Origin of the sequence: Butyricicoccus sp. AM27-36 (genome assembly GCF_003480945.1) — a bacterium.
GTDB classification, from domain to species: domain Bacteria; phylum Bacillota; class Clostridia; order Oscillospirales; family Butyricicoccaceae; genus Agathobaculum; species Agathobaculum butyriciproducens.
In genome coordinates this window covers 290,842-311,942 of record NZ_QUJR01000002.1, presented here as the reverse complement: position 1 = coordinate 311,942, position 21,101 = coordinate 290,842, and the positions used below count along the sequence as shown (strand labels likewise).

Sequence of the window (21,101 nt, the reverse complement as noted above, 5' to 3'; positions counted from 1 at the left end):
GTAGGGCGGGCTGCCCTCAGCCCGCCGCACGGAATACTTTTATCATCATCCACTTCCAACGCTTAACTTTTTATAGCTATGAAGAATATTGCATTAGTTTTATCTTATGACGGCACAAATTTTAACGGCTGGCAGATTCAGAAAAACGGTCCTTCCATCCAAGAGAGCATGGAGGACGCGATTTTTCATCTGCTGAAGCAAAAAGTTCATGTTTCCGGTGTCGGACGCACGGATTCCGGCGTTCATGCCCGCCGGTATGTGGCAAACTTCCACGCAGACTGCACGATTCCGATGGACCGTCTGCCGTATGCGCTGAACAGCTTTCTGCCCGAGGACATTGCGGTTTCCGGCGCAGTCGAGGTTCCCGAGGACTTCGATGCGCGCTTCAACTGCACCAAAAAGGAATACGCCTATTATCTGTTTCCTTCCACCCTGCGGGACCCGTTCCACGCGCGGTACGCATATCGGTACAATTATCCGCTGGATATTACAAAAATGCAGGAAGGCGCACAGTATTTTGTCGGCAAGCAGGACTTTGCATCCGTGAGAAGTCAGGGCACACCGGTCAAGAGCACGGTTCGTACTATTTTCTGGTGCGAGGTGGAGCCGGTGGATGACCTCATCCGCATCCGTGTCTGCGGCGACGGCTTCCTTTACAACATGGTCCGCGCGATTGCGGGCACGCTGACGTATGTCGGCGGCGGCAAGCTGGCGCCCGAGCAGGTGCGCGACGTACTGCTCGCCTGCGACCGAGAGCAGGCCGGACCGACCCTGCCTGCCTGCGGTCTGTTCATGAACCGCCTGTGGTACGACGATACACCCGAACTGGACAGATTCCGGCTGTCCGAGTGACAATTTTCAAGTTTTATTCACATTTTCACCCACAAAACACGCTACAATAAGGAGGCGGGATTTCATGAGCGAACAGAACCCAAAGCAGAATATCATCCGCTTTCCGCTCTCCAGGAGGGAGCGCCGTCAGCGCCTGTTCGACAGCAAGGACGCGCGTATCCGCACGACCGCCCTGCTCCGCATGCTCTGCGGCTGGGCTCTGGTGCTGGGAACAGCCATGTTCCTGATCGCCAACTACCGTATTTTTACACCGACCTCGCTGCGCACACTCGGCAGCTATATTGCGGCCGGTATTCGCTCGCATGACGGCGATATCACCACCATCAACTACGAAAACGAGACCTTCAGCGACGGTGCGCTGTTTGAATCCGGTCTGGCGTACGCGGACAGTGACGCGCTGTTCCTGTCCCGCGCGGGCAGCATGACCACGCTGCGCTATTCGCTCGGCTACTCCGATCCCGCGGTGGAGAGCAGCACGAATTATGTGCTCGTGTACGACCGCGGCGGCGTCAAAGCCGCACTGGTCGGCTCGGCAGGCGCTGTCGCGGAGCTGGAGCTGGAATCCACCATCCTGAACGGTTCGATCGGCCGCAGCGGCCGTTTCGTGCTCACCACCAACGAGCACGGCTACCGTACCGCCGCTGCCGTTTACGACACCGCAGGAAAAGAGGTTTTCAAATACCGTGCATCGGAATACTATATTGTATCCGCCGTACTCTCGCCGGACTGCAATACGCTCGGCATTCTCGCCTTCCGGCAGAACGGCGTAACGCTTGAGTCCCATGTGCTGTTCTTTGATGTGTCCTCCGGCAAGCAGGTTTCGGACACCGCACTGACTGACGCGCTCGGTGTAACGCTCACTTATTCCGAGAACAATGCCGCGATCGCGCTGTGCGACACCGGCCTGTATCATGTCACCCGCAGAGGCACGGTCGATGTGCTGCTCGAGCTCAGCTCGCAGGATCTGATCGCCACTGCCTCTCAGGGCAGTACGATGGCTGTCGCTGTGCGCTCCTACCTGAACGATGCACGCAGCGACCTCTATACCGTCCGCAACGGCAGTCTGCACGGTCCGTTCGCACTGACCGAGGAGCCGACGGCGCTTGCCGTCTCCAACGCCGGTACGGCGGTGCTGTCTGCGTCCGGCGTTACGGTCTACAACACCTCCGCCGAGCCGCAGTGGCACAATGATGACGCTGTCGGCGCACGCCGTGTGCTCATGACCGATGACGGTACGGTTTTCCTGCTCTACAACCGCAACGCGCGTATCTTTACCGCGCATTCCGAACGATCCGAGGAAGTGCATGCAGATAACTGATATCAACGATATGATTTCCACAGCGGCGCAGCTGCTCAACGCGCCTGACCTGATCCTCATTGCCGTGCTGCTGGCCAACGTGTGGCTCGGTGCCCGACGGGGACTGGTCGGTGCGCTGTACGGCGTGCTCGGCCGCATCGGCATGATCGCCGCGTCGGTCGCCGCCGCCAAGTATACCGCACCGTATATCGCGCAGTGGGTGGTCGTGCCGGCAGTCGGTCAGCTGTTTGAAAAACAGGCCGCGCTCAAGACCGCCGAAGGCGTGCTGGACGGTCTGCGGCAGACCGTTACCGAAGCGGCTGTCGGCATGTCGGAGAGCATCGCGTTTTCCATGCTGGTAGTGCTGTTCAGCGTGCTGTTCGGACGGCTCATCTGGATTTTCGGTCGCAGCCTCAAGCTCATTGTTCGGCGTACTCCGCTCAGTGCACTCGATTCCGCAGGCGGCGCACTCATCGGCTTTGTAACCGGCGTCGCATTCGTCTGCATCCTGCTGATCGTGCTGCAGTGGCTGTTCCCGATCACCTACACGTCGCTCGGCTATCTCTCGCCGGAGCGCGTCAAGCATACGCTGCTGCTCAAACAGCTTGTGGATGTTTTACCTATCGCTATTTAATGGAAAACACCTTAATTCTCCATTTTCCATTTTCAATTTTCCATTCCCTAAAGGAGTTTAACCTATGAATATGCCAATGTGCTCGCGGTGCAAGAAAAACATCGCGGTGGTGTTCATCACCAAAATCGAGGGACCGGATAAGACCACCCAGGAGGGTCTGTGCCTCAAGTGTGCACGCGAACTGGGTGTCAAGCCGCTCGACAACATCATGGAGCAAATGGGTATCACCGAGGACGACCTCGAAGCGCTCTCCGGTGAGATCGGCTCCCTGTCCGACCTGAACGACCTGGTTCCCGCCGGTTCGGACGGCACGGACGACGACGCACCCCACGAGACCGACCCGGTCGCTGCCGGCACTCTGCCGGGGCAGCCCGCAGGCGGCTCTCAGGAGGAGACCCGTACCCGTTCTTCCCGCAAGGAGGACAAAAAGCGCAAATATCTGAACAATTACTGCGAGAACCTGACCCAAAAGGCCGCAGAAGGCCGCATTGACCACATCGTGGGCCGCGACCGCGAGACCGACCGCGTCATTCAGATTCTGAACCGCCGCCAGAAGAATAACCCATGCCTGATCGGCGAACCCGGTGTCGGCAAGACCGCCGTTGCCGAGGGTCTGGCAGTCCGCATCAACGAGGGCCGCATTCCGTTCAAGATGCGCAACAAGGAGGTCCATCTGCTCGATCTGACCGCTCTCGTGGCGGGCACGCAGTTCCGCGGCCAGTTTGAGAGCCGCATGAAGGGCCTGATCGACGAGGTAAAGCGTATCGGCAACATCATCCTTGTCATCGACGAGGTGCACAACATTGTCGGCACCGGCGATTCCGAAGGCTCGATGAACGCCGCAAACATCCTCAAGCCTGCCCTTGCCCGCGGAGACATTCAGGTGATCGGCGCGACCACGCTCAAGGAGTACCGCAAGTATATCGAGAAGGACGCTGCGCTCGAGCGCCGTTTCCAGCCGGTCTACATCGGTGAGCCGTCTGTTGCCGAGACCACCGAGATTTTGAAGGGCATCCGCTCGTACTACGAGACCTTCCACGGCGTTACTGTTTCCGATGAGATGTGCCGCCGTGCCGCTGAGATGAGCGAACGCTATATCACCGACCGTTTTCTACCGGATAAGGCCATCGACCTGATCGACGAAGCCTGCTCGCGCCTCAATCTGGATTCTCCGCAGCTGTCCGAGATTCCCGAGCTTCAGAACGAGCTTGAGCGCCTGCAGGCACAGCTTGACGAGCTGACCCAGTCCTCTGCCCGCGCCGAGGAGGAGGAGACCTACGCCAAGATCGCCACCTGCCGCAGCCGCATTCTGCAGGTGGAAGCACAGCTGCACGAGCTGCTGACCAAGCCTGCACCGCAGGTTGACGAACAGCTTCTGGCTGAGGTGATCGAAATCTGGACCGGCATTCCGGCATCCAAGGTAGCGGCGCAGGAGTCCGCACGCCTGCGCGATATGGAATCCCGCCTGAAATCGCATGTTATCGGTCAGGACGAAGCCGTAGACGCGGTCTGCGCGTCCATCCGCCGCAACCGCGCGGGCATCAGTCCCAAGCTCAAGCCGGCATCCTTCCTGTTCGTCGGCCCGACCGGCGTCGGCAAGACCGAGCTGGTCAAGCAGCTTGCTCTCGACCTGTTCGACTCACCGGATGCGCTTGTGCGTCTTGATATGTCCGAATATATGGAAAAGCACACGGTTTCCCGCCTGATTGGTTCCCCTCCGGGATACGTCGGCTACGATGAAGCCGGTCAGCTGACCGAGAAGATTCGCCGCCGTCCGTACTCTGTCGTTCTGTTCGACGAGATTGAGAAGGCGCATCCGGATGTGCTCAATTCTCTGCTGCAGATTCTGGATGACGGCCGTCTGACCGACGCGCAGGGCCGCGTTGTCAGCTTCGAGAACACGGTTATCGTCATGACCTCGAACGCCGGTTCGCAGTCCAATAACACGCCTGCAGGCTTCGGCCGCACCGTGTCTCAGATGAGCAAGGACCGCGTGATGAAGGCTCTTGAAGAAATCATGCGTCCGGAGTTTCTCAACCGCATTGACGAGATTATCGCGTTCAACCAGCTGTCCGAGGATAACTTCCGCCATATCGCTGAGATCATGCTCGGTGAGCTGCGCACCACGCTGGCCGACAAGGATATCCGCCTGACGTGGGATGACAGCCTGCTCGGCCTGCTCACCGAGAAGTCCTACTCGGTCAAGTACGGCGCCCGCAATCTGCGCCGCCTGATTGAAAAAGAGATCGAAAATCCGCTGGCCACCGCCATCGTCACCGGTGATAAGCCGCTGATGGGCGCTCACCTGTCCGCTGTGGACGGCAAGGTAAAACTGGATACCATCTAACACGCGAAAACCGCCTGAACAGGCGGTTTTCTTTTGCACGCAGATTGACAATCTCTGTCGAATACGATATAATCGTGTAAATTACTGGAGGTGTTATTTATGGATTTCAGCGATTCCTCGACTTTCTCCACCGCATCCGGCAAGGACTATCATTACGTTGTCCTGCAAGTTACTTTGAAGGAAAAATTTCTCGGCACCGGTTCCGGCAACCTGACCGAACTGGAAGAAGCGATTAACCATCAAGCGCAAAAGGGTTATCGCCTGCACACGATTACTACATCGAACGGCGGCAGCAAGGGTCTGATGGGCGGCGACCGCATTCAGGCAACCATGGTATTCGAAAAGGTTATTTAACAAAGCAAAAACCGCTCTTTCGAGCGGTTTTTTGTTATTTATCGGCAAATCGGAACCAGAACTTCGGTCCAATTTCGGTATTCTCCGCTCCGCAGGTGAAGCCATGCAGATCGAACACGGTTTTCGCGATGGACAGTCCCAGTCCGTCGCCTTTTGCGCTACGCGACGGATCGGCCTGATAATACGCTTCCCACAGCCGCGGCAGCGCGTCCGCCGGAATGGCTTCGCCGGTGTTTGTCACCGAGAGCACACCGTCTGCGAGGTACACCATGATGCAGCCGCCCTCCGGCGTGTGCTGCACGGCGTTCTCGAGCAGTGCGTCCAGTGCCCGCGCAAGCAGTGCCCTGTCTGCATTGACCTCAAATTTGTCCTGTGCTGCAAATTCGGTGCGGATGGTGGAATCGGCCGGCAGAGCCGCCTGCAGGCGCTCCTGCGCCAATTCTGCCAGAGAGAACGCAGTTCGCCGCAAAGCCTTTGCGCCGGTCTCCAGTCTTGACAGTTCGAGCATCTGCCGCACACTGCCGTCCATCCGCTGCGCCTGCTGCTGAATGACACCCAGATAGTGTGCCTGCTTTTCCGGTGCAAGGTTATCACCGAGCAGCTCTGCGGTGGCGCTGAGCACGGAGAGCGGCGTTTTCAGCTCGTGTGCGAGTGCGGCAGTCGTTTCACGGCGTACCCGCTCTACACGCTCCTGTTTGCGCCAGACGCGCAGCTGCGCACCGGACAGCACTGCCGCGCAGAATAGCGCCAGCACCAGACTGAACGCCCATACGGGAATCAGTACCGGCAGCAAGGCTTTGAGCGGATATCCTTCCGCCGCATAGGACACCAGCACAGCGCCGCTTTCCGCAAACGGACAATATCTGATCGTCCGCCGGTACGTTCGCACGAGCCACAGCTTCTCGACCGTTTGGCTGCTGTTTGTGCGGCTCGGGTATTCTGCCCATTCCCGCAGCGCCTGCCGCGCGGGCGAGGACAGGGATTCCGCAATCTGTTCGGTCGTGGCGCCGTTCGGTCCGGGGCACACCAAGCGACTACAACTCATGGTTTTCAGCGTCAGACCTTTCACCTGCTCCGCGTCATATGCGCATTCAATCGTGCGCACCTCTCCGGTCGGCTCCCAAGTGCCGCTCTTGGTCGGCTCGATCGTGATGGATTTCAGATAGGCGTCATCGCGGTATCCGGGCACGCTGTCCGCCCACGCCTCAAAGGTCATCTTCGGCAGCGATTCTATTTTCGACTCGCCTGTGCCCGCACCCGCAAGAACCGCCTCGCACACCTCGCGCGGCTGACCGCTCATATCCACGCGGTACAGGTTGTCTCCCTCGATCAACTCAAGCCACCAGCGGTTGCTTTGCAGAACTTTGCCGGATTTCAGGTCGGTGATAGCGGTCTCGATGATCTGCAGATTGGGCGGGTCTGCGCTGTCCGCTATGAATACCGGCTTGCTCAATCGTCTGCGCAGTTCCGTCTCGTCCGTCGTGTCATAGCTCGAGGGATCAAGCAAAAAATCGGTATCCTCTCCCATCAGCTTGTCCGATTTGCTTTCCATTTCCGCCAGCATGAGCTTTGCACGCTGCTGCGACAGCAGGACGGTGAACACCGCCATCACTGCCAGCCAGAATGCAAGGAAGCCCGCGCCGATTCGTGTGAAAAAGCTCCAAAAGGTTCTACGTTTGGTTTTCATCTCCGTCCACCTCCAGCTTGTAGCCGCGCTTTACCACGGTTTTGATACAGTCCGCATGCGGACCGAGTGCTCGGCGCAGCTTTTTGATGTGCCCGTCGATCACGCGGTCCGTGCCGTCAAAATCCCAGCCCCACGCAAGATTAAGCAGCTCGTCCCGGGTCAGCACGCGGTTTTTGCGCTCCATCAGCGCCCGCAGCAAAGCAAATTCCTTGGGCGGCAGGTCGATGCGCCTGCCGTCCGCTGTGACAATCCCCCGTTCCGGGTCAAGTGACAGGAAACCCGCTGTCAGCGTATTCCCGGCATTGAGACCCCGCGCCCGCCGCAGGAGCGCCAGTGCCTTGGCGTACAACACCGCCAGCGAAAACGGCTTGACCACATAATCGTCCGCACCGAGGCCGTAGCCGTGCAGCTTGTCCTGCTCGTCCTCGCGCGCCGTGACGAACAGAATGGGCGCGTCTCCCTGCTGCCGTGCTGCGCGGCACAGCGCGAAGCCATCCGTGCCCGGCAGCATGATGTCGAGCAGCAGCAGGTCGAACCGCCGGGTTTCGATTAAGTGCAGCGCCGTGTCGCCGTCCGGCGCAGGCACGACCTTGAAATCGCCGCCGCTCTTTGCGGTGAAGTAGTCGGTCAGCACCTCCCGCATGGCCTGCTCATCCTCAGCCAGTAAGATCGTTGCTTTCATGCTCTCTCCCTCCTTTGATTACAGTATAGCATGACCGTCTGCCCTTTTGATGTTCTTTGTAAATTTGGCCGAAAAAAGTTTTTCAAAAAAATTTGAAAAAAGATGTTGACATTATGGGATTTTATTGATATACTAAATGAGCGTCAGAAAGACCCGCGGGTGTAGTTCAATGGTAGAATGTCAGCCTTCCAAGCTGAACACGTGGGTTCGATTCCCATCACCCGCTCCATTTTCTTCGAATGGGTTTGTCGGAATTGATATGCGCCAGTAGCTCAGCCGGATAGAGCAACTGCCTTCTAAGCAGTAGGCCGGGGGTTCGAATCCCTCCTGGCGTGCCATTTCCGTCGGCTGCAAACTTTATATGGTGGGTATAGCTCAGTTGGTTAGAGCATCGGATTGTGGTTCCGAGGGTCGAGGGTTCGAGTCCCTTTACCCACCCCATATAACCCTGTGACGCGCTGCGAACGCAGCGCGTTATCTTTAGGGTAACGCTGTTTCGAGCAAACGAATACGGGGGCGTCGCCAAGCGGTAAGGCATCGGCCTTTGACGCCGACATTCGCTGGTTCGAATCCAGCCGTCCCTGCCATTATGGCAGATTTTGAATCCTTGGATTCGAAAGGCGGCTCTTGGCAATATGCCGGTGGCATATTGTAACCGCCATGGCTTTTGCCGCAGCAAAAGCGAATCCAGCTGTCCCTGCCATTACGGCATACGACTTAATTTCATACTCAGCGCAAAACTTTTTTGACCTGACCCAGTAGCTCAGTCGGCAGAGCACCTGCCTTTTAAGCAGGGTGTCCGGGGTTCGAATCCCCGCTGGGTCACCAAAATGGAAGTTTAGCTCAGCTGGGAGAGCATCTGCCTTACAAGCAGAGGGTCACAGGTTCGAGCCCTGTAACTTCCACCATCAAGCACTTACGAAAGTAAGTGCTTTTTCTTTTTATCTTTAGCAGAGGCCATTCTCGACACCGGTTTTGCTTGGCACACGAGGCGCGTATGCGCTACGCCCTGTCCGGGCGGCAGCTTTTTCAGCACCGGCTGAGCGGAGTACTCGAACTGCGTAAGCGTATTCGTCCCTAACGGACTGGATGTTTTTCGCTGAGATTCAGCGGGGATGTGCCTACCCGGCAGGGGCACAAGAGGGTAGACACCTACGGTTTCCACCCTCTGATTTTCATCCCTTTCCCTTGTTTGTTAGTCTGGCGCAGACCAGAGACCGGCGACCGCTCCGAAATGGGGAACGGCAGTCGGTTACCGTCGAGTGTCTTTCGTGAAATATTCGCAGTTCACAGACAGCGTACTGCTACACATACGGTTAAGGCGATACCGCAAGCGCGACACGAGGTGAATCGCCGAAGAGCAAGAGAGAGGTCCTGGGTGATAACAGTGCTGCACAACTCGTCGGTCTGGTGGCGATGGACAACACCTGCGAATCTAACAATTAGTACAATCTGCCCCACAAGGTGCGCCGAGGTCGGTACATCATCCGGAATGTCAACGGTCGGCTTGCTGCTGCCGCCGCCACCGCCGGACGATCTGCGGGTCCATACGCCGATCAGCTTGATGTCCTTGTCGATTTTCTCAATCACAGTTACGATTTCATTGGTGTCCTCCCTGCGCCAGCCGCTGAACGTGTAGCGGCTCTGCGAGGTGGTCTGTACCGGTGCGACGGTGTAGCTGCCGCCCTTCTTCACCTTGGCTGCCGCCGGAACTGCGCCTGCATCAGACGGAATGTCGCCGGTTACTTCGTAGGTTACGCTGCAGAACTGACCGTGTGCAGCCTTGAGTGCCAGTGCATCGGAAACAGCCTCTTCGCTAACCGTGTATTCATCAGCGTAGTAGGCATCGCCTTCACCATCACCGTTCCAGCGCTTGTAGGCATTGTCCGTCAGCTTTTCCTTGCCGTCGTGATACCAGCCTACGATCGGGTCGTTGCAGTCGTCCAGTACCCAGTCCTTGCCGACAGGTGTAAAAGTGAGCGAAGGTTCATAGGTATCTGTTACGCTGTAAATATCGTCGCCTGCAGTATCTGCATGGTTGTTATACAGCTGTGCACCAGCAGAAACAGTAATTTCACCTTAATTGCGAATACCGCCGCCATACTGAGTTTTGCTGCCGTTGTTCTTGATAACCGTGTCGGCACCGATTTCGATCATACCGCAGTTTCTGATTGCGGAAACTGCACAAATCTTCAGTTTTCAAGCAAAAAGGACGTGCCTTTTGGCACGTCCTTCCGCTTACGCTTTATCCAGCAGCTTGATGATCTCTGCGATCTTCTGCTCACGCTCGTTCTGATCTCCGGTCTCAAACGCATCCTGCACGCAGCCGGAAAGGTGTCCGCGAAGAACCTCTCTCTGCGCCTTATGCACCAGCGATTCAACCGCCTGCAGCTGCATCATAATATCCATGCAGTAGCGGTTGTCCTCGATCATTTTGAGCACGCCGTCGATCTGCCCGCGCGCGGTTTTGAGCAGCGGCTCGACCTTTTTACGATCTGCCATCATTTGATGTCAACCACCTCATAGCCCGCCTCGGTGACGGCTGCGGTCAGAACGGCATCCTCCGGCAGCGTTTTGCCCGAAACAACTGCCTTGCCTGCATCCAGATCGACCGCAACATCACAGCCGGCTGCCGCACCCTCGAGTGCCTTTTTGACATGTGCCACGCAGTGCTGACACATCATGCCATCAACCTTGATTGTCTTTTCCATAACATTTTCCTCCTTTTTATGTGCCGTAAGCGGCTTTTCGCCGCTTATGGGCAAAACAGCAGGCGTCCCCGCCGTTTTTCTCGGTGTTGCGCTGAAAAAGCGCAGGCGCAGCGCGTTGGATACCACGCAGACGGACGAAAGGCTCATTGCCGCCGCGCCGATCATCGGACTGAGCTTGATGCCGAACGGCACCCACAGCAGACCCGCCGCAATCGGAATGCCGATGCAGTTGTAGAAGAACGCCCAGAACAGGTTCTGGCGAATGTTGCGCATGGTCCGGCGCGACAGCCGGATGGCGTCCACCGCGTCCATCAGGTCGCTCTTCATCAGCACAACGTCAGCAGACGAGATAGCCACGTCCGTGCCTGCACCAATCGCAATGCCGACATCGGCACGCGCAAGCGCCGGTGCATCGTTGATGCCGTCACCGATCATGGCAACCTTGCGATTCTTGCCCTGCTTTTCGCGCACGATGCGCTCCTTGTCCTGCGGGAGCACCTCAGCGATCACATCGGTCACGCCAAGCTCGGACGCGATAGACTGGGCGGTTTTCTTATTGTCGCCGGTGAGCAGCGTTACGTCGATGTGCATGCTGCGCAGCGCTTCGACTGCCGCCTTGCTGGTCGGCTTGAGTACATCAGCGACCGCAAAAATGCCGACAATCTGACGGTTTGCCGCGAAAAACAGCGGCGTTTTGCCTGCTGCGGCAAACTCATCGCCCAGCTTCTGCATTGAGCCGGACAGCGCGAGACCGTTGGCGAGCAGCATGCGGCGGTTGCCCGCAAAGCACGGCACGCCGTCCACGGATGCGCGAATGCCCTGCCCCTCGAGCATCTCAAAGTCGGTTACCGAACGCTCCTGCGCATTCTTCTCGCGCGCATAGCGCACAATGGCGTCCGCCAGCGGATGGTCGCTGCGGCTCTCGAGCGACAGCGCTAGCGAGAGCAGGTCAGCCGTCTCCACGCCAAAGGATTTTACGTCGGTTACGACCGGACGTCCTTCGGTTACGGTGCCGGTCTTATCCATAATAACTGCGTTTACGTTGTGCAGATTCTCGAGCGCCTCCGCCGACTGGAACAGCACGCCGTTTTTCGCGCCGACACCTGTGCCGACCATGATAGCGACCGGCGTTGCCAGTCCCAGTGCGCACGGGCACGAGATGACCAGAACCGAAATCGCGCGTGTGAGCGCAAAGCTCGGCGTTTCGCCGGCCAGCAGCCAGATGATTGCCGTCACGAGCGCAATACCCATAACGACCGGCACGAACACACCCGCCACCTTATCCGCCAGCTTGGCGATCGGCGCCTTGGACGCGCCTGCCTCCTCTACCAGACGGATAATCTGGCTCAGGGTCGTATCGTCGCCGACACGCAATGCCTTCATGACAACATAGCCACTCTTGGACACGGTAGCACCGATCACGGTATCGCCGACATGCTTTTCGACCGGCATGCTCTCGCCGGTGATGGCGCTTTCGTCCAGATACGCGCTGCCCTCGGTGATCTCGCCGTCAACCGGCACGGACTGACCGCCGCGCACGATAACGAGATCGCCAACCTGTACCTGCTCAATCGGCAGCTGCATGGTCTGACCGCCACGGATGACCTCGGCGGTCTGCGGACGCAGGTCCATCAAAGCCGCAATGGCTTCGCCGGTCTTGCGCTTGGCACGCGCTTCAAAGAACTTGCCGAGCGTTACCAGCGTCAAAATCATGCCTGCGGACTCAAAATACAGGTCGTGCATAAAGCTGTGGGCTGCCTCAGGCGTGGGCGCGAGCGCGATTTGAATCAGCGCGTAAATGCCGTACACGAGCGCCGCACCCGAGCCGACGGCGATGAGTGCGTCCATAGTCGGGGCACGATGCAGCAGCGTTTTGAAGCCGTTGATATAATATTTGCGATTGATAATGACAATCGGCAGCGTGAGGATCAGCTCCGTGAGCGCCAGATTGAACATGCCGTCCATACCTGCCGCATAGGACGGCAGCGGCAGCCCGACCATCTCCCCCATCGAGAAGTACATCAAAACGACCATGAACACCGCCGAAACGATAATGCGGGTCTTCATTTCCTTCAGCGCCTCGTCCGCCTGCGGGCTTTGCGCCGGAGCCGAGGTCTGCCTGCCGTCGTCCACCGCAGCCGTGTAGCCGCCGGACTCGACCGCCTTTATAATCGTCTGTGCGTCGCACGCGTTTTCGTCGTACTCGACCGCCATGCTGCCGGCGAGCAGATTTACCTGCACGCCGCTGACACCCGGCACCGCCGAGACGCTTTTCTCCACATGGGCGGAGCAGGCCGCGCAGCTCATGCCGCCCACCCGAAACCGTTGTTTCATATCGCATCTCCTATCTGTACCCCTCCCCTGCGGGAGGGGGTTCTATTTACAGACAAAGTATACACCCAGGGAACAGTATTGTCAAGAACGAAGTTAGCCTTGACGAACACCCACAAAATATGGTATGATATCTATAATTAATGGTAGTTGAAGTAGTCCATAGGACGAAGTAGACGAAAGTTTACTTCGTCCTATTTTTTTGCGTTCAGCTGCATTTCTATTCGTTATCAAAAAATATTCACATACACAAAAAGGAGAAAACAAAATGCCAAAAAACAAATTTCAGGACGTTATTTACACCATTATTATGGCTTCTGTCATGGTATACGGCATGGTAGCGTACAACATCGTGCTGAACACCGGTTCCATGCAGAACTGGGTATTCCTCGCGGTATTCCACGAGTGGCCGATCATGACTGTTATCGCAATTCTGCTCGAGCTGGTGTTTGTCGGCAAGCTGGCGATGAAGGTCGCATTCCGTCTTGTCAACCCGCGTGAAGCCAGCCGAACCAGCATTATGCTTGCTATCTCGGCTGCATCCGTATGGCTGATGTGCCCGTGCATGAGCTTCTTTGCCACCCTGCTGTTCAAGGACAGCCATAACGCACAGTTCTTTGCAATCTGGGTGCAAACCACCGTTATGAACTTCCCGATGGCGCTGCTGTGGCAGTTCTTTGCAGCCGGTCCGCTGGTGCGCCGCATTTTCGGTCTGCTGTTCCGGGAGAACGCAGACAAGTCCTCTGCGGCGGAGATGGAGTCGGTTTAATCTTCAATCGATAATTTTGATTTGCCGGTTTACTCGGCACCGGTTTTGCGGGACACACGAGTTGCGTTAGCAATACGCCCTTTCCGGGCGAGAAGGTTTTCGCTTAATCTCAACGGAGAGCTGCGCTCTGCGGAGCGCGGGGACGTGCTCTGACGCCGCGCGGGCGCATAAGGTGAGCTGCCCGAAGGGCAAGAGAAAGTCCCCTGAGGGATGACAGTGCCGCACAACTTGTTTGCGCGTTGTGACGGACGGCACCTGCGAATTTTACCTATTCGTCAACTCCTACCTTACCCAAACTCTGCACCAATGAAAAAGGAGAACCCCCCGGGTTCTCCTTTTTCATTACGCCATATCCTTGAGCAGACCATGCTTCTCATAGGTAGTGGTGCGGACGATCTTATTTTCCTCATCCACAAACACGACCTGCGGAGCATAGCCGTTCTTGACCTCCTCCGGCGTCAGCTGCGCGTACGCCATCAGAATGACCTTATCACCGACGCTGACACAGCGCGCTGCGGCGCCGTTCAGGCAGATCATGCCGCTGCCGCGCTCACCGGCGATCGTATAGGTCTCAAAGCGGTTGCCGTTCTCAATATCCACGATGGCAACCTTCTCATATTCGTAAATACCGGCCGCATCCAGCAGATCGGCATCAACGGTAATCGAGCCGACGTAGTTCAGTTCAGCCTGCTTGACCGTTGCACGGTGAATTTTACCCTTGAGCATCTGTACTGTCATGGCTTAACCCTCCACCGAAAAGTTGTCGATCAGGCGTGTTTTGCCGATATAGACCGCCATAGCGACCAGTTCGCCGCCGTTGATCTCATGCACCGGCAGCATGGTCAGACCGTCCACTGCGGAAACGTAATCAATACGCGCGAGCGGCTCCTGCTCGATAAGCGCACGCATGGCATCCACGACCTTATCCGCGTTCTTCTCGCCGTTCCGGACCAGCTCCTGACCGAGCTTTACAGCGCGCGACAGCACGAGTGCCGCCTTGCGCTCCTCTGCGCTCAGATAGGTATTGCGCGAGGACTTCGCCAGACCGTCCGCCTCACGGATGATCGGGCAGCCGACGATCTCAATACCCATGGACAGGTCGAGCACCATGCGGCGGATGATCGCCAGCTGCTGTGCGTCCTTCTGACCGAAGAACGCCTTATCCGGCGTTACGATGTTGAACAGCTTGGAAACGACCGTGCACACGCCGCGGAAATGAATCGGACGGGTCTTGCCGCACAGCTGGCGCGGCATTTCGGACTGCACCTCAACAAAGGTGGCAAAGCCGTCCGGGTACATCTCGGACACCTCAGGATGGAACACCATGTCACAGCCGCACTCGGTCAGCAGTGCACAGTCGTGCTCGAAATCACGCGGATAGGTCTCCAGATCCTCACCCGGACCGAACTGGGTCGGATTGAGGAACACGGACGCTACCGTGCGGTCGCACTGCTGCACGGACGTTTTGACCAGACTGGCGTGTCCTTCATGCAGATAGCCCATGGTCGGCACCAGACCGACGGTCAGACCCTGCTGTTTCCACTCGCGCACCTGTGCGCGTACTTCTGCGATGGTTGTTGCGATTTTCATTGTATATGCTCCTGTTTCTCTCAAAATTCAGCGTCGAGTTTGGCGAGATATTCATCGCTGCAGTCGGACTTGACAAAGCTCTGCTTTTCGGTCGGGAACGTGCCGTTCTGCACCTCGTTCATGTAAGCGCGGAACGCGTCCACCATGCGCTCACCGATATTGTCGAACTGCTTGGCGAACTTGGGCGTAAAGTCCATGTTCATGCCGAGCATATCCTGATAAACCAATACCTGTCCGTCACAGCCTGCGCCCGCACCGATGCCGATAGTCGGGATGGTCAGCTTTTTCGAGATGAGCGCCGCCAGCTTGGGCGGTACGCACTCGAGCACGACCGAAAATGCACCGGCCTCCTGTACGGTAAAGGCATCCTCGAGCAGCCGCTTTGCCGCATCCTCGCCCTTGCCCTGTACCTTAAAGCCGCCGAACACGTTGACGCTCTGCGGCGTCATGCCGATATGTGCCTGCACCGGAATGCCAGAATCCGTAATGGCGCGAATCTGCTCGGCAACGGCTGCGCCGCCCTCCAGCTTGACGGCGTGGCCGCGCGCCTCCTTCATCAGTCGGCCTGCGTTGCGCACGGCTTCGGAAACCGAGGCCTGATAGCTCATGAACGGCATATCCATGATGACCATGGTGTTCTCGCACGCGCGGACTACACACGCGCTGTGGTGGATCATGTCCTCCATCGTCACCGGCAGGGTCGTGTCATAACCCATCATGGTCATGCCGAGCGAATCGCCCACCAGAATGGCGTTGATGCCCGCTTTTTCCACCAGCTTGGCGGTCGTGTAATCGTAGCTGGTGATCTCGGTGAGGCGTTCGCCGTTCTGCTTCATCGAGAGAAATGTACTCACTGTGTTCTTCATTCTTTCTGCTCCTTTTCCCTGTTCAGCAGGGCGGCGAGCGTGCCGTAATCCTGCTCAGAATGTTTTTCCTGTGCCATTTTGACCTGTTCGAGTCCCAGCAGCGCATAAAGCTGCCGGTCGTACTTTTCAGTCAGGCAGGACAGATGCTTTTTTACCGTCTGCGTGTCGCCGCGCTCAATGGGTCCGGTCAGCGCTGAGACGGCACCGTGCTCGATTACATGCGCCAGATTGCTCCGCATGAGCGGCGCAAGCGCGTGCAGTGCATCCGTTTCGGAGAATCCGCAGCCGCTCAGCAGCTCTGCGCTGCGCTGCACGAGTGCACAGACAAAGTTGCTCGCCAGCGCACAGCTGAGGTGGTACTGCGCCTTGCTCTCCGGCGAAATGGTCTGCACCTGCAGTCCCAGTCCGCGCAGCAGCGGCACAAAGACCTCGACCGCCTGCGTGTCTCCCTCGACGCAAAAAAAAGCACCTGCCAGCTCCCGCCAGCAGTTATACTTGCTGCTGATCGGAAATAGCAGATGAATGGATATTGCATAGGCTCCCTGCGCGTGAATACCGGGAAAGGCTTCCTCGGCTGTGCAGGCGCCGCTGCAATGACATATATACTTGTCCTGAATTTCAAATTCTGCGACCTGCCGATACACCTCGGTGATCGCATTATCCGGAACGGTGATGAAAATCGCGTCACTATCTTCGATGAGTTTGCCCAAGTCGGTATAGTGTCCGGAATTTGTAAATTCTGCGGCTTCTCTTGCGCTGTCGGAATTGCGGCTGTAATAGCCGGATATCCGCACGCCTTTCTCGGCAAGCAGTCTGCCGAAGGAAAAGCCGACTTTTCCTGCTCCAACAATGCCAATGTTCATGCTGTCACCCGCTTTCTGTGGTGTGACGCAACGTAAAATCACTGTCGGAAAAATTTGAAAAACATGTTGTGACAAGGTATAGCTTCCGCTCTGCGGAATGCCATCCATCAATGGGTATTATACCCGCTTGAGATAAGAATGTAAAGGAAAAGTTTTCGGCTCCGGGGAGTCAATCAATAGTGAATGCAAGTTCATTTATGCGAATTTCGTTCTGTAATTCTTCTCATAATCGTTAAAACCGCTCTGTATCAAAAGATACAGAGCGGTTTCCGGTTATGCGTAATACGCGATCCTGAGCAGCTCCTCCGGTGTAGTAACACCCTGTTTTACCAGTTCCAGACCCTTTTCCTTCAGGCTGCGCATGCCCTGCTGTTCCCGCGCGTAGGCCTCGATCTCCTCGATTTCGGCGCCGCGGCTGATCATGCGGCGGATATTGCGGTCGATCGTGACGATCTCATGCACGGCAATACGGCCACGGTAGCCGGTGCCGTTGCAATGCGCACAGCCTGTGCCGCGCTTGATGGTCGTGATATCCTTGCCGAGCAGCGCCTGCTCCTGCGGCGTAACTGCGACCTCTCTGCCGCAGTGCGGGCACACCTTGCGCATCAGTCGCTGCGCGACCAGACCGACCAGCGAATTTGCGATCAGATAGTGGTCGATGCCCATATCGGCCAGACGGACGATGCTCGAGACCGCATCGTTGGTATGCAGTGTACTCAGCACCAGATGACCGGTGATGGCCGCACGAACCGAAATACCGGCGGTTTCGCCGTCACGGGTCTCACCGACCATGATGATATCCGGATCCTGACGCAGCAGTGCGCGCAGACCGGACTCAAACGTCAGTCCGGCAACCGGATTGACCTGCGTCTGGTTGATGCTCGGCACGTTCTTCTCCACCGGATCCTCAACCGTGGAGATATTCACCTGCCGGTGCGACAGGTACTCGAGCACCATGTACAGTGTGGTGGACTTACCCGAGCCGGTAGGACCGGTGATATAAATAATGCCGTTCGGTGAGTTGAGCATAGGCAGGAACCTTGCATAGCTTTCGTCGTCCATGCCGAAGTGGCTGGCGTGATCGACCTGACCCGCCGTTGCCAGAATTCGCAGCACCGCCTTTTCTCCGAACACGGTCGGCAGCAGCGATACACGGATGTTGACGTACTCGCTCTGTCCCACACGGATACGGAAATGACCGTCCTGCGGCAGGCGGCGCTCGGCAATATCGAGGTTCGCCATGATCTTGATTCGCGCGATCAGCGGCTGGTGCACACTGCGCTGCAGCGTTACATAATCGACGATCGTGCCGTCGATACGCATGCGCACGCGCGTACTGCCCTCAAACGGCTCGATATGCACGTCGCTCGCGCCGGTGCTGATTGCACGGTCGAGCAGGCTGTTGAGCAGCTTGACGATCGGCGCTTCCGGATCACCGCTTTCGCTTTCTTCGACCTGCAGCATCTCCACATTACGCTCTGCAAAGTCCTCGTTGGCAGTCTGTGCCGCCTGCTGTGCGCCGACCTCGGCGTAATAGTAGCGAATCGCGCTCTGCAGCGGACCCATTTCACTCAGGCGGATGACCACCTGACAGCCGGTCAGCTGGCGCACTTCCTCAAAGGCAAAGTAGTTGAGCGGATCGTTCGTCACTACCTCGAGGCTCTTGTCCGCAAAGCCGACCGCAAGCAGGTTCTGCTTTTCCGCCAGCTCGCGCGGAATCATGCGGACAGCGGTCAGATCGACCTGCATCTGTCCGATGCTCACGATCTCCAGTCCCAGACGGGCAGCCAGCGCCTCGATCACCTGCGTCTCGGTGACAAAGCCCAGCTCGATCAGGATCTGACCGACTCGCTTTTCACGGTGCTCCTTCTGGTAGGCGAGCGCCTGCTCCATCTGCTCCTGCGTGATGTAATTGCGCTCCATCAGCACTTCGCCGATACGCAAATTGGTTTTCATGCGTCTGCCTCCTTGTCGCTGACACACATATAGATCTCCAGCGTGCCGGTGATCAGATTGGTGCTGACCGCCTGCGTGTTGTTCTCCACATAATCATAGTCTGCAATACTGAAATTGGTCACGCGCAGACCCTTGTACCTGTGCTCCACCTCATCAAGGAAGTTCAGCCACTGGGTTACGGCGCCCTGCGCCGAGATAGTCGCAGTGCCGATGTAAACGCAGTTGACCGGCTGCACCGGCGCTGCCGATGTATCGTCGGTCGAATCGGCGGATTCCGTATCGGATGAGGTGTCCGCACTGCTGTCCGTCTGTGCAGCTTCCTGCTCGGCGAGATACGCGCTGACCGCACCCGGAGCGGCCTCCGTCAGCGTCAGCGACTGCGGAAACAGTCCGTTCTCGAGCGCGATACCCGTGATGATATCGTCCATCTGACGGGTTTCCAGATCGCCCTTGTAGTATTTTTCGCTTGCCGTGTTCAGCGCGGCTTTATTCTGCGCGATAATATCGTCAATCGTCGCAAGTGCGGCAATCTGCGTCTGATATTCCTGCTGCTTCTGTTCGGCGGCGTCATATTCGTTCTGCAGCGTTTCGTGATTTTTCATCGCAGGACGGATGAGATACATGCCGAAAATGACGATTATCGCCAGACATGCCACCAGCCGGAGCAGCTTTTTATCACGTTCGGTTACAACGATGTTCATTCGGCTGCCTCCTCTCCCAGCAGGATACAGTTCAGGCTGAGAACGTACACGCCGTCCTCATAGGTATAGCCGGTGTAGTCCACCTTGCGGAACAGGCCGGTTTTCTGCAGCTTGAGCACATAGCTCGGAATGTCGATAACGCTGCCGCTCTGTGCATCAAACTGCAGCGCGCCGGTGGCCGCATCGTAGCCGGTCAGCACCATGCTGACCTGGGCGCCGCCTGCCGCGCCGATTTTGCTCATCAGGGTGCTGTCCACCTGCGGATAGGTGGCAAGCGCGTCCGTCAGATTGCGCACCTGCTGCAGTCCCTGCACCAGATTGTCATTGCGCTGCTGCTTTTCGGCAGCCTCGTTGTACTGCTCGATCACGGTCGGATCGTTCAGCCAGTCGTTGATGTCGTCGGTCCTGTGGCTCAGGCTGCTGTTCATCTGCAGGAACACACACCAGACCGCAGCGCACACCACCAGACACACCGCAATCGGTGTGTAGAAGCTGTGCAGCAGGCCGGTCTGCCCTTTGCTGCCGCGGGACAAACGCCGATAGCTGCGGAGCAGATCCAGCTCCTTGTTTGCACGAAGCACGCGAATCAAAGCCTCGGCGCAGCCGAGCCAGTCGCTCAGCCGCTCGCCGTTCGGCAGGGCGCGGAACACACGGCATTCGGGCAGACGGCTCACTTCCAGACCCAGACCGCGGATACCCGCCAGACACACCTCGAAATCATCATCCGAGCAGCCGGCGTAATACACATCGGTCAGCGTGCCGCCCGAGCGGCTTGCCGTGTGGAACTGCATCGTACCGGAGACATCCCTCGTCATCTCGGTGCCGAAATCCACCGTGCCCGGCTCACTGAAAATACGGCTGCGGCTGGAATAACGGTACTCGCCGTTCTCGACCAGCAGCGAAAGCACGCTGCTGCCCTCAAAGCACAGCCAGATACAGGTCTTGCCCTGCATGGACTGCATGGCATGCAGGAGCTTGAGCCGTCCTGCCATGGTAACGGTAACGCTCTGCAGGCGCAGACCGAGCCGGTCGGTCATTGCAAGGTATTCCTCCATCGTTTCCTTGCGGCAGGCAGCGCAGAACAGCTGCTGACGGCCTTCGGCATCTGTGCCGAGCGGCACATAGTCCGCCGCCACAAGCTGATCCTCCCGCGGACGCATTTCGTGCCGCACAAGCTCCTCCAGCTTGTTTTCCGGCATGCTCGGTGCGGTGATCGTCTTGGTGGCAACCGCCTCATCCGGCAGGACGAGCGTGATGCCGCGGGTCGGCAGCCTGTGCTGCTGCCAGAGTGCGCCTATCGCCTTCTCCCAGTTTTCCATGCCGCCGCCGTGTGCGGGGGCACTGTAAAGCGCCTGCACGGAAGGCTGCGCGCCGGACTTGCCGACCGCGACAAGCACCTGCTCCTCCTGCAGCGCCAAAACGGTTGTGTTCATTCTCATTTCTCCCCTTTTGTGAGGTTTA

18 protein-coding genes and 6 tRNA genes are annotated in these 21,101 nt (G+C 57.6%); 12 read left to right on the top strand and 12 right to left on the bottom strand.

Annotated features, from left to right (window positions below):
- The first annotated feature begins 78 nt into the window (after positions 1-78).
- The 5 genes from truA to DW724_RS05070 all read left to right on the top strand — a co-directional run bounded on the left by truA (position 79) and on the right by DW724_RS05070 (position 5,484).
- Positions 79-852 carry a tRNA pseudouridine(38-40) synthase TruA gene (truA, locus tag DW724_RS05090; RefSeq protein WP_118760851.1) on the top strand — a complete coding sequence of 258 codons (774 nt, stop codon included), beginning with the start codon at positions 79-81 and terminating at the stop codon, positions 850-852.
- Between the two features lie 64 nt (positions 853-916).
- A complete protein-coding gene (locus tag DW724_RS05085; protein ID WP_118760850.1) occupies positions 917-2,170 on the top strand; it encodes a DUF5711 family protein in 1,254 nt (417 codons plus the stop codon).
- Positions 2,157-2,783 carry a CvpA family protein gene (locus tag DW724_RS05080; protein ID WP_158580217.1) on the top strand — a complete coding sequence of 209 codons (627 nt, stop codon included), beginning with the start codon at positions 2,157-2,159 and terminating at the stop codon, positions 2,781-2,783. Before DW724_RS05085 ends, DW724_RS05080 begins: the two co-directional genes overlap by 14 nt.
- Before the next feature lie 64 nt (positions 2,784-2,847).
- Positions 2,848-5,130, top strand: a complete 2,283-nt coding sequence (locus DW724_RS05075) for an ATP-dependent Clp protease ATP-binding subunit (RefSeq protein ID WP_117751405.1) — start codon at positions 2,848-2,850, stop codon at positions 5,128-5,130.
- Positions 5,131-5,229: 99 nt separating this feature from the next.
- On the top strand, positions 5,230-5,484 hold the full coding sequence (locus tag DW724_RS05070; RefSeq protein ID WP_181967608.1) for a DUF4177 domain-containing protein: 255 nt from the start codon (positions 5,230-5,232) through the stop codon (positions 5,482-5,484).
- Between the two features lie 34 nt (positions 5,485-5,518).
- Here the strand turns inward: DW724_RS05070 and DW724_RS05065 are convergent, their stop codons facing one another.
- Together DW724_RS05065 and DW724_RS05060 are read right to left on the bottom strand one after the other, a co-directional pair.
- Complete coding sequence (locus DW724_RS05065) at positions 5,519-7,171, bottom strand: sensor histidine kinase (protein ID WP_117751406.1); 1,653 nt, start codon at positions 7,169-7,171, stop codon at positions 5,519-5,521.
- Positions 7,155-7,853: a response regulator transcription factor gene (locus DW724_RS05060; protein ID WP_117751407.1), complete on the bottom strand. Its 699-nt coding sequence runs from the start codon at positions 7,851-7,853 to the stop codon at positions 7,155-7,157. The genes DW724_RS05065 and DW724_RS05060 overlap by 17 nt, the downstream gene beginning before the upstream one ends.
- A gap of 155 nt (positions 7,854-8,008) precedes the next feature.
- On the opposite strand from DW724_RS05060, the gene DW724_RS05055 reads away from it, so the two are divergent.
- The 6 genes from DW724_RS05055 (at position 8,009) to DW724_RS05030 (ending at position 8,761) form a co-directional block, all read left to right on the top strand.
- Positions 8,009-8,082, top strand: a tRNA-Gly gene (locus DW724_RS05055).
- A gap of 32 nt (positions 8,083-8,114) precedes the next feature.
- Positions 8,115-8,191, top strand: a tRNA-Arg gene (locus DW724_RS05050).
- Positions 8,192-8,217: 26 nt separating this feature from the next.
- Positions 8,218-8,294 (top strand) — tRNA-His (locus DW724_RS05045).
- 71 nt (positions 8,295-8,365) lie between these two features.
- Positions 8,366-8,440 (top strand) — tRNA-Gln (locus DW724_RS05040).
- Between the two features lie 165 nt (positions 8,441-8,605).
- Positions 8,606-8,681 (top strand) — tRNA-Lys (locus DW724_RS05035).
- A gap of 4 nt (positions 8,682-8,685) precedes the next feature.
- Positions 8,686-8,761, top strand: a tRNA-Val gene (locus DW724_RS05030).
- A gap of 379 nt (positions 8,762-9,140) precedes the next feature.
- Here the strand turns inward: DW724_RS05030 and DW724_RS05025 are convergent.
- The 3 genes from DW724_RS05025 to DW724_RS05015 form a co-directional block, all read right to left on the bottom strand.
- Positions 9,141-9,548, bottom strand: a complete 408-nt coding sequence (locus DW724_RS05025; RefSeq protein ID WP_118760848.1) for a hypothetical protein — start codon at positions 9,546-9,548, stop codon at positions 9,141-9,143.
- 543 nt (positions 9,549-10,091) lie between these two features.
- Complete coding sequence (locus DW724_RS05020) at positions 10,092-10,358, bottom strand: metal-sensing transcriptional repressor (protein WP_118478176.1); 267 nt, start codon at positions 10,356-10,358, stop codon at positions 10,092-10,094.
- On the bottom strand, positions 10,355-12,898 hold the full coding sequence (locus tag DW724_RS05015; RefSeq protein ID WP_118760847.1) for a heavy metal translocating P-type ATPase: 2,544 nt from the start codon (positions 12,896-12,898) through the stop codon (positions 10,355-10,357). Before DW724_RS05015 ends, DW724_RS05020 begins: the two co-directional genes overlap by 4 nt.
- A 265-nt stretch (positions 12,899-13,163) precedes the next feature.
- Between DW724_RS05015 and DW724_RS05010 the strand changes: the two genes are divergently transcribed.
- Positions 13,164-13,664: a DUF2798 domain-containing protein gene (locus DW724_RS05010; RefSeq protein ID WP_118760846.1), complete on the top strand. Its 501-nt coding sequence runs from the start codon at positions 13,164-13,166 to the stop codon at positions 13,662-13,664.
- A 342-nt stretch (positions 13,665-14,006) separates the two neighbouring features.
- On the opposite strand, the gene panD is transcribed toward DW724_RS05010, so the two are convergent.
- The 7 genes from panD to pilM form a co-directional block, all read right to left on the bottom strand.
- Positions 14,007-14,402 (bottom strand): aspartate 1-decarboxylase, encoded by a 396-nt coding sequence (gene panD / locus DW724_RS05005; protein WP_117751412.1) that lies wholly within the window; start codon positions 14,400-14,402, stop codon positions 14,007-14,009.
- 3 nt (positions 14,403-14,405) lie between these two features.
- Positions 14,406-15,254 carry a pantoate--beta-alanine ligase gene (gene panC / locus DW724_RS05000; protein WP_118760845.1) on the bottom strand — a complete coding sequence of 283 codons (849 nt, stop codon included), beginning with the start codon at positions 15,252-15,254 and terminating at the stop codon, positions 14,406-14,408.
- A 20-nt stretch (positions 15,255-15,274) separates the two neighbouring features.
- Entirely contained in the window at positions 15,275-16,120 is an 846-nt protein-coding gene (gene panB / locus DW724_RS04995) for a 3-methyl-2-oxobutanoate hydroxymethyltransferase (RefSeq protein WP_118284685.1), read from the bottom strand.
- The gene (locus DW724_RS04990) at positions 16,117-16,983 is read right to left on the bottom strand and encodes a Rossmann-like and DUF2520 domain-containing protein (protein WP_158580216.1); all 867 of its coding nucleotides are present in this window, start codon (positions 16,981-16,983) and stop codon (positions 16,117-16,119) included. Before DW724_RS04990 ends, panB begins: the two co-directional genes overlap by 4 nt.
- Before the next feature lie 273 nt (positions 16,984-17,256).
- The gene (locus DW724_RS04985; protein WP_118760843.1) at positions 17,257-18,939 is read right to left on the bottom strand and encodes a GspE/PulE family protein; all 1,683 of its coding nucleotides are present in this window, start codon (positions 18,937-18,939) and stop codon (positions 17,257-17,259) included.
- Entirely contained in the window at positions 18,936-19,640 is a 705-nt protein-coding gene (locus DW724_RS04980; RefSeq protein WP_118760842.1) for a hypothetical protein, read from the bottom strand. Before DW724_RS04980 ends, DW724_RS04985 begins: the two co-directional genes overlap by 4 nt.
- Positions 19,637-21,073 (bottom strand): type IV pilus biogenesis protein PilM, encoded by a 1,437-nt coding sequence (gene pilM / locus DW724_RS04975; RefSeq protein ID WP_118760841.1) that lies wholly within the window; start codon positions 21,071-21,073, stop codon positions 19,637-19,639. The genes DW724_RS04980 and pilM overlap by 4 nt, the downstream gene beginning before the upstream one ends.
- Between the last annotated feature and the right edge of the window lie 28 nt (positions 21,074-21,101).

Coding starts and splice junctions, on each gene's coding strand:
- DW724_RS05010 (WP_118760846.1), top strand. CDS start 13,164: ATGCCAAAAAACAAATTTCAGGACGTTATTTACACCATTATTATGGCT.
- DW724_RS05065 (WP_117751406.1), bottom strand. CDS start 7,171: ATGAAAACCAAACGTAGAACCTTTTGGAGCTTTTTCACACGAATCGGC.
- DW724_RS05060 (WP_117751407.1), bottom strand. CDS start 7,853: ATGAAAGCAACGATCTTACTGGCTGAGGATGAGCAGGCCATGCGGGAG.
- DW724_RS05085 (WP_118760850.1), top strand. CDS start 917: ATGAGCGAACAGAACCCAAAGCAGAATATCATCCGCTTTCCGCTCTCC.
- pilM (WP_118760841.1), bottom strand. CDS start 21,073: ATGAACACAACCGTTTTGGCGCTGCAGGAGGAGCAGGTGCTTGTCGCG.
- DW724_RS04990 (WP_158580216.1), bottom strand. CDS start 16,983: ATGAACATTGGCATTGTTGGAGCAGGAAAAGTCGGCTTTTCCTTCGGC.
- DW724_RS04980 (WP_118760842.1), bottom strand. CDS start 19,640: ATGAACATCGTTGTAACCGAACGTGATAAAAAGCTGCTCCGGCTGGTG.
- panC (WP_118760845.1), bottom strand. CDS start 15,254: ATGAAAATCGCAACAACCATCGCAGAAGTACGCGCACAGGTGCGCGAG.
- panB (WP_118284685.1), bottom strand. CDS start 16,120: ATGAAGAACACAGTGAGTACATTTCTCTCGATGAAGCAGAACGGCGAA.
- DW724_RS04985 (WP_118760843.1), bottom strand. CDS start 18,939: ATGAAAACCAATTTGCGTATCGGCGAAGTGCTGATGGAGCGCAATTAC.
- panD (WP_117751412.1), bottom strand. CDS start 14,402: ATGACAGTACAGATGCTCAAGGGTAAAATTCACCGTGCAACGGTCAAG.
- DW724_RS05080 (WP_158580217.1), top strand. CDS start 2,157: ATGCAGATAACTGATATCAACGATATGATTTCCACAGCGGCGCAGCTG.
- truA (WP_118760851.1), top strand. CDS start 79: ATGAAGAATATTGCATTAGTTTTATCTTATGACGGCACAAATTTTAAC.
- DW724_RS05075 (WP_117751405.1), top strand. CDS start 2,848: ATGAATATGCCAATGTGCTCGCGGTGCAAGAAAAACATCGCGGTGGTG.
- DW724_RS05015 (WP_118760847.1), bottom strand. CDS start 12,898: ATGAAACAACGGTTTCGGGTGGGCGGCATGAGCTGCGCGGCCTGCTCC.
- DW724_RS05020 (WP_118478176.1), bottom strand. CDS start 10,358: ATGATGGCAGATCGTAAAAAGGTCGAGCCGCTGCTCAAAACCGCGCGC.
- DW724_RS05070 (WP_181967608.1), top strand. CDS start 5,230: ATGGATTTCAGCGATTCCTCGACTTTCTCCACCGCATCCGGCAAGGAC.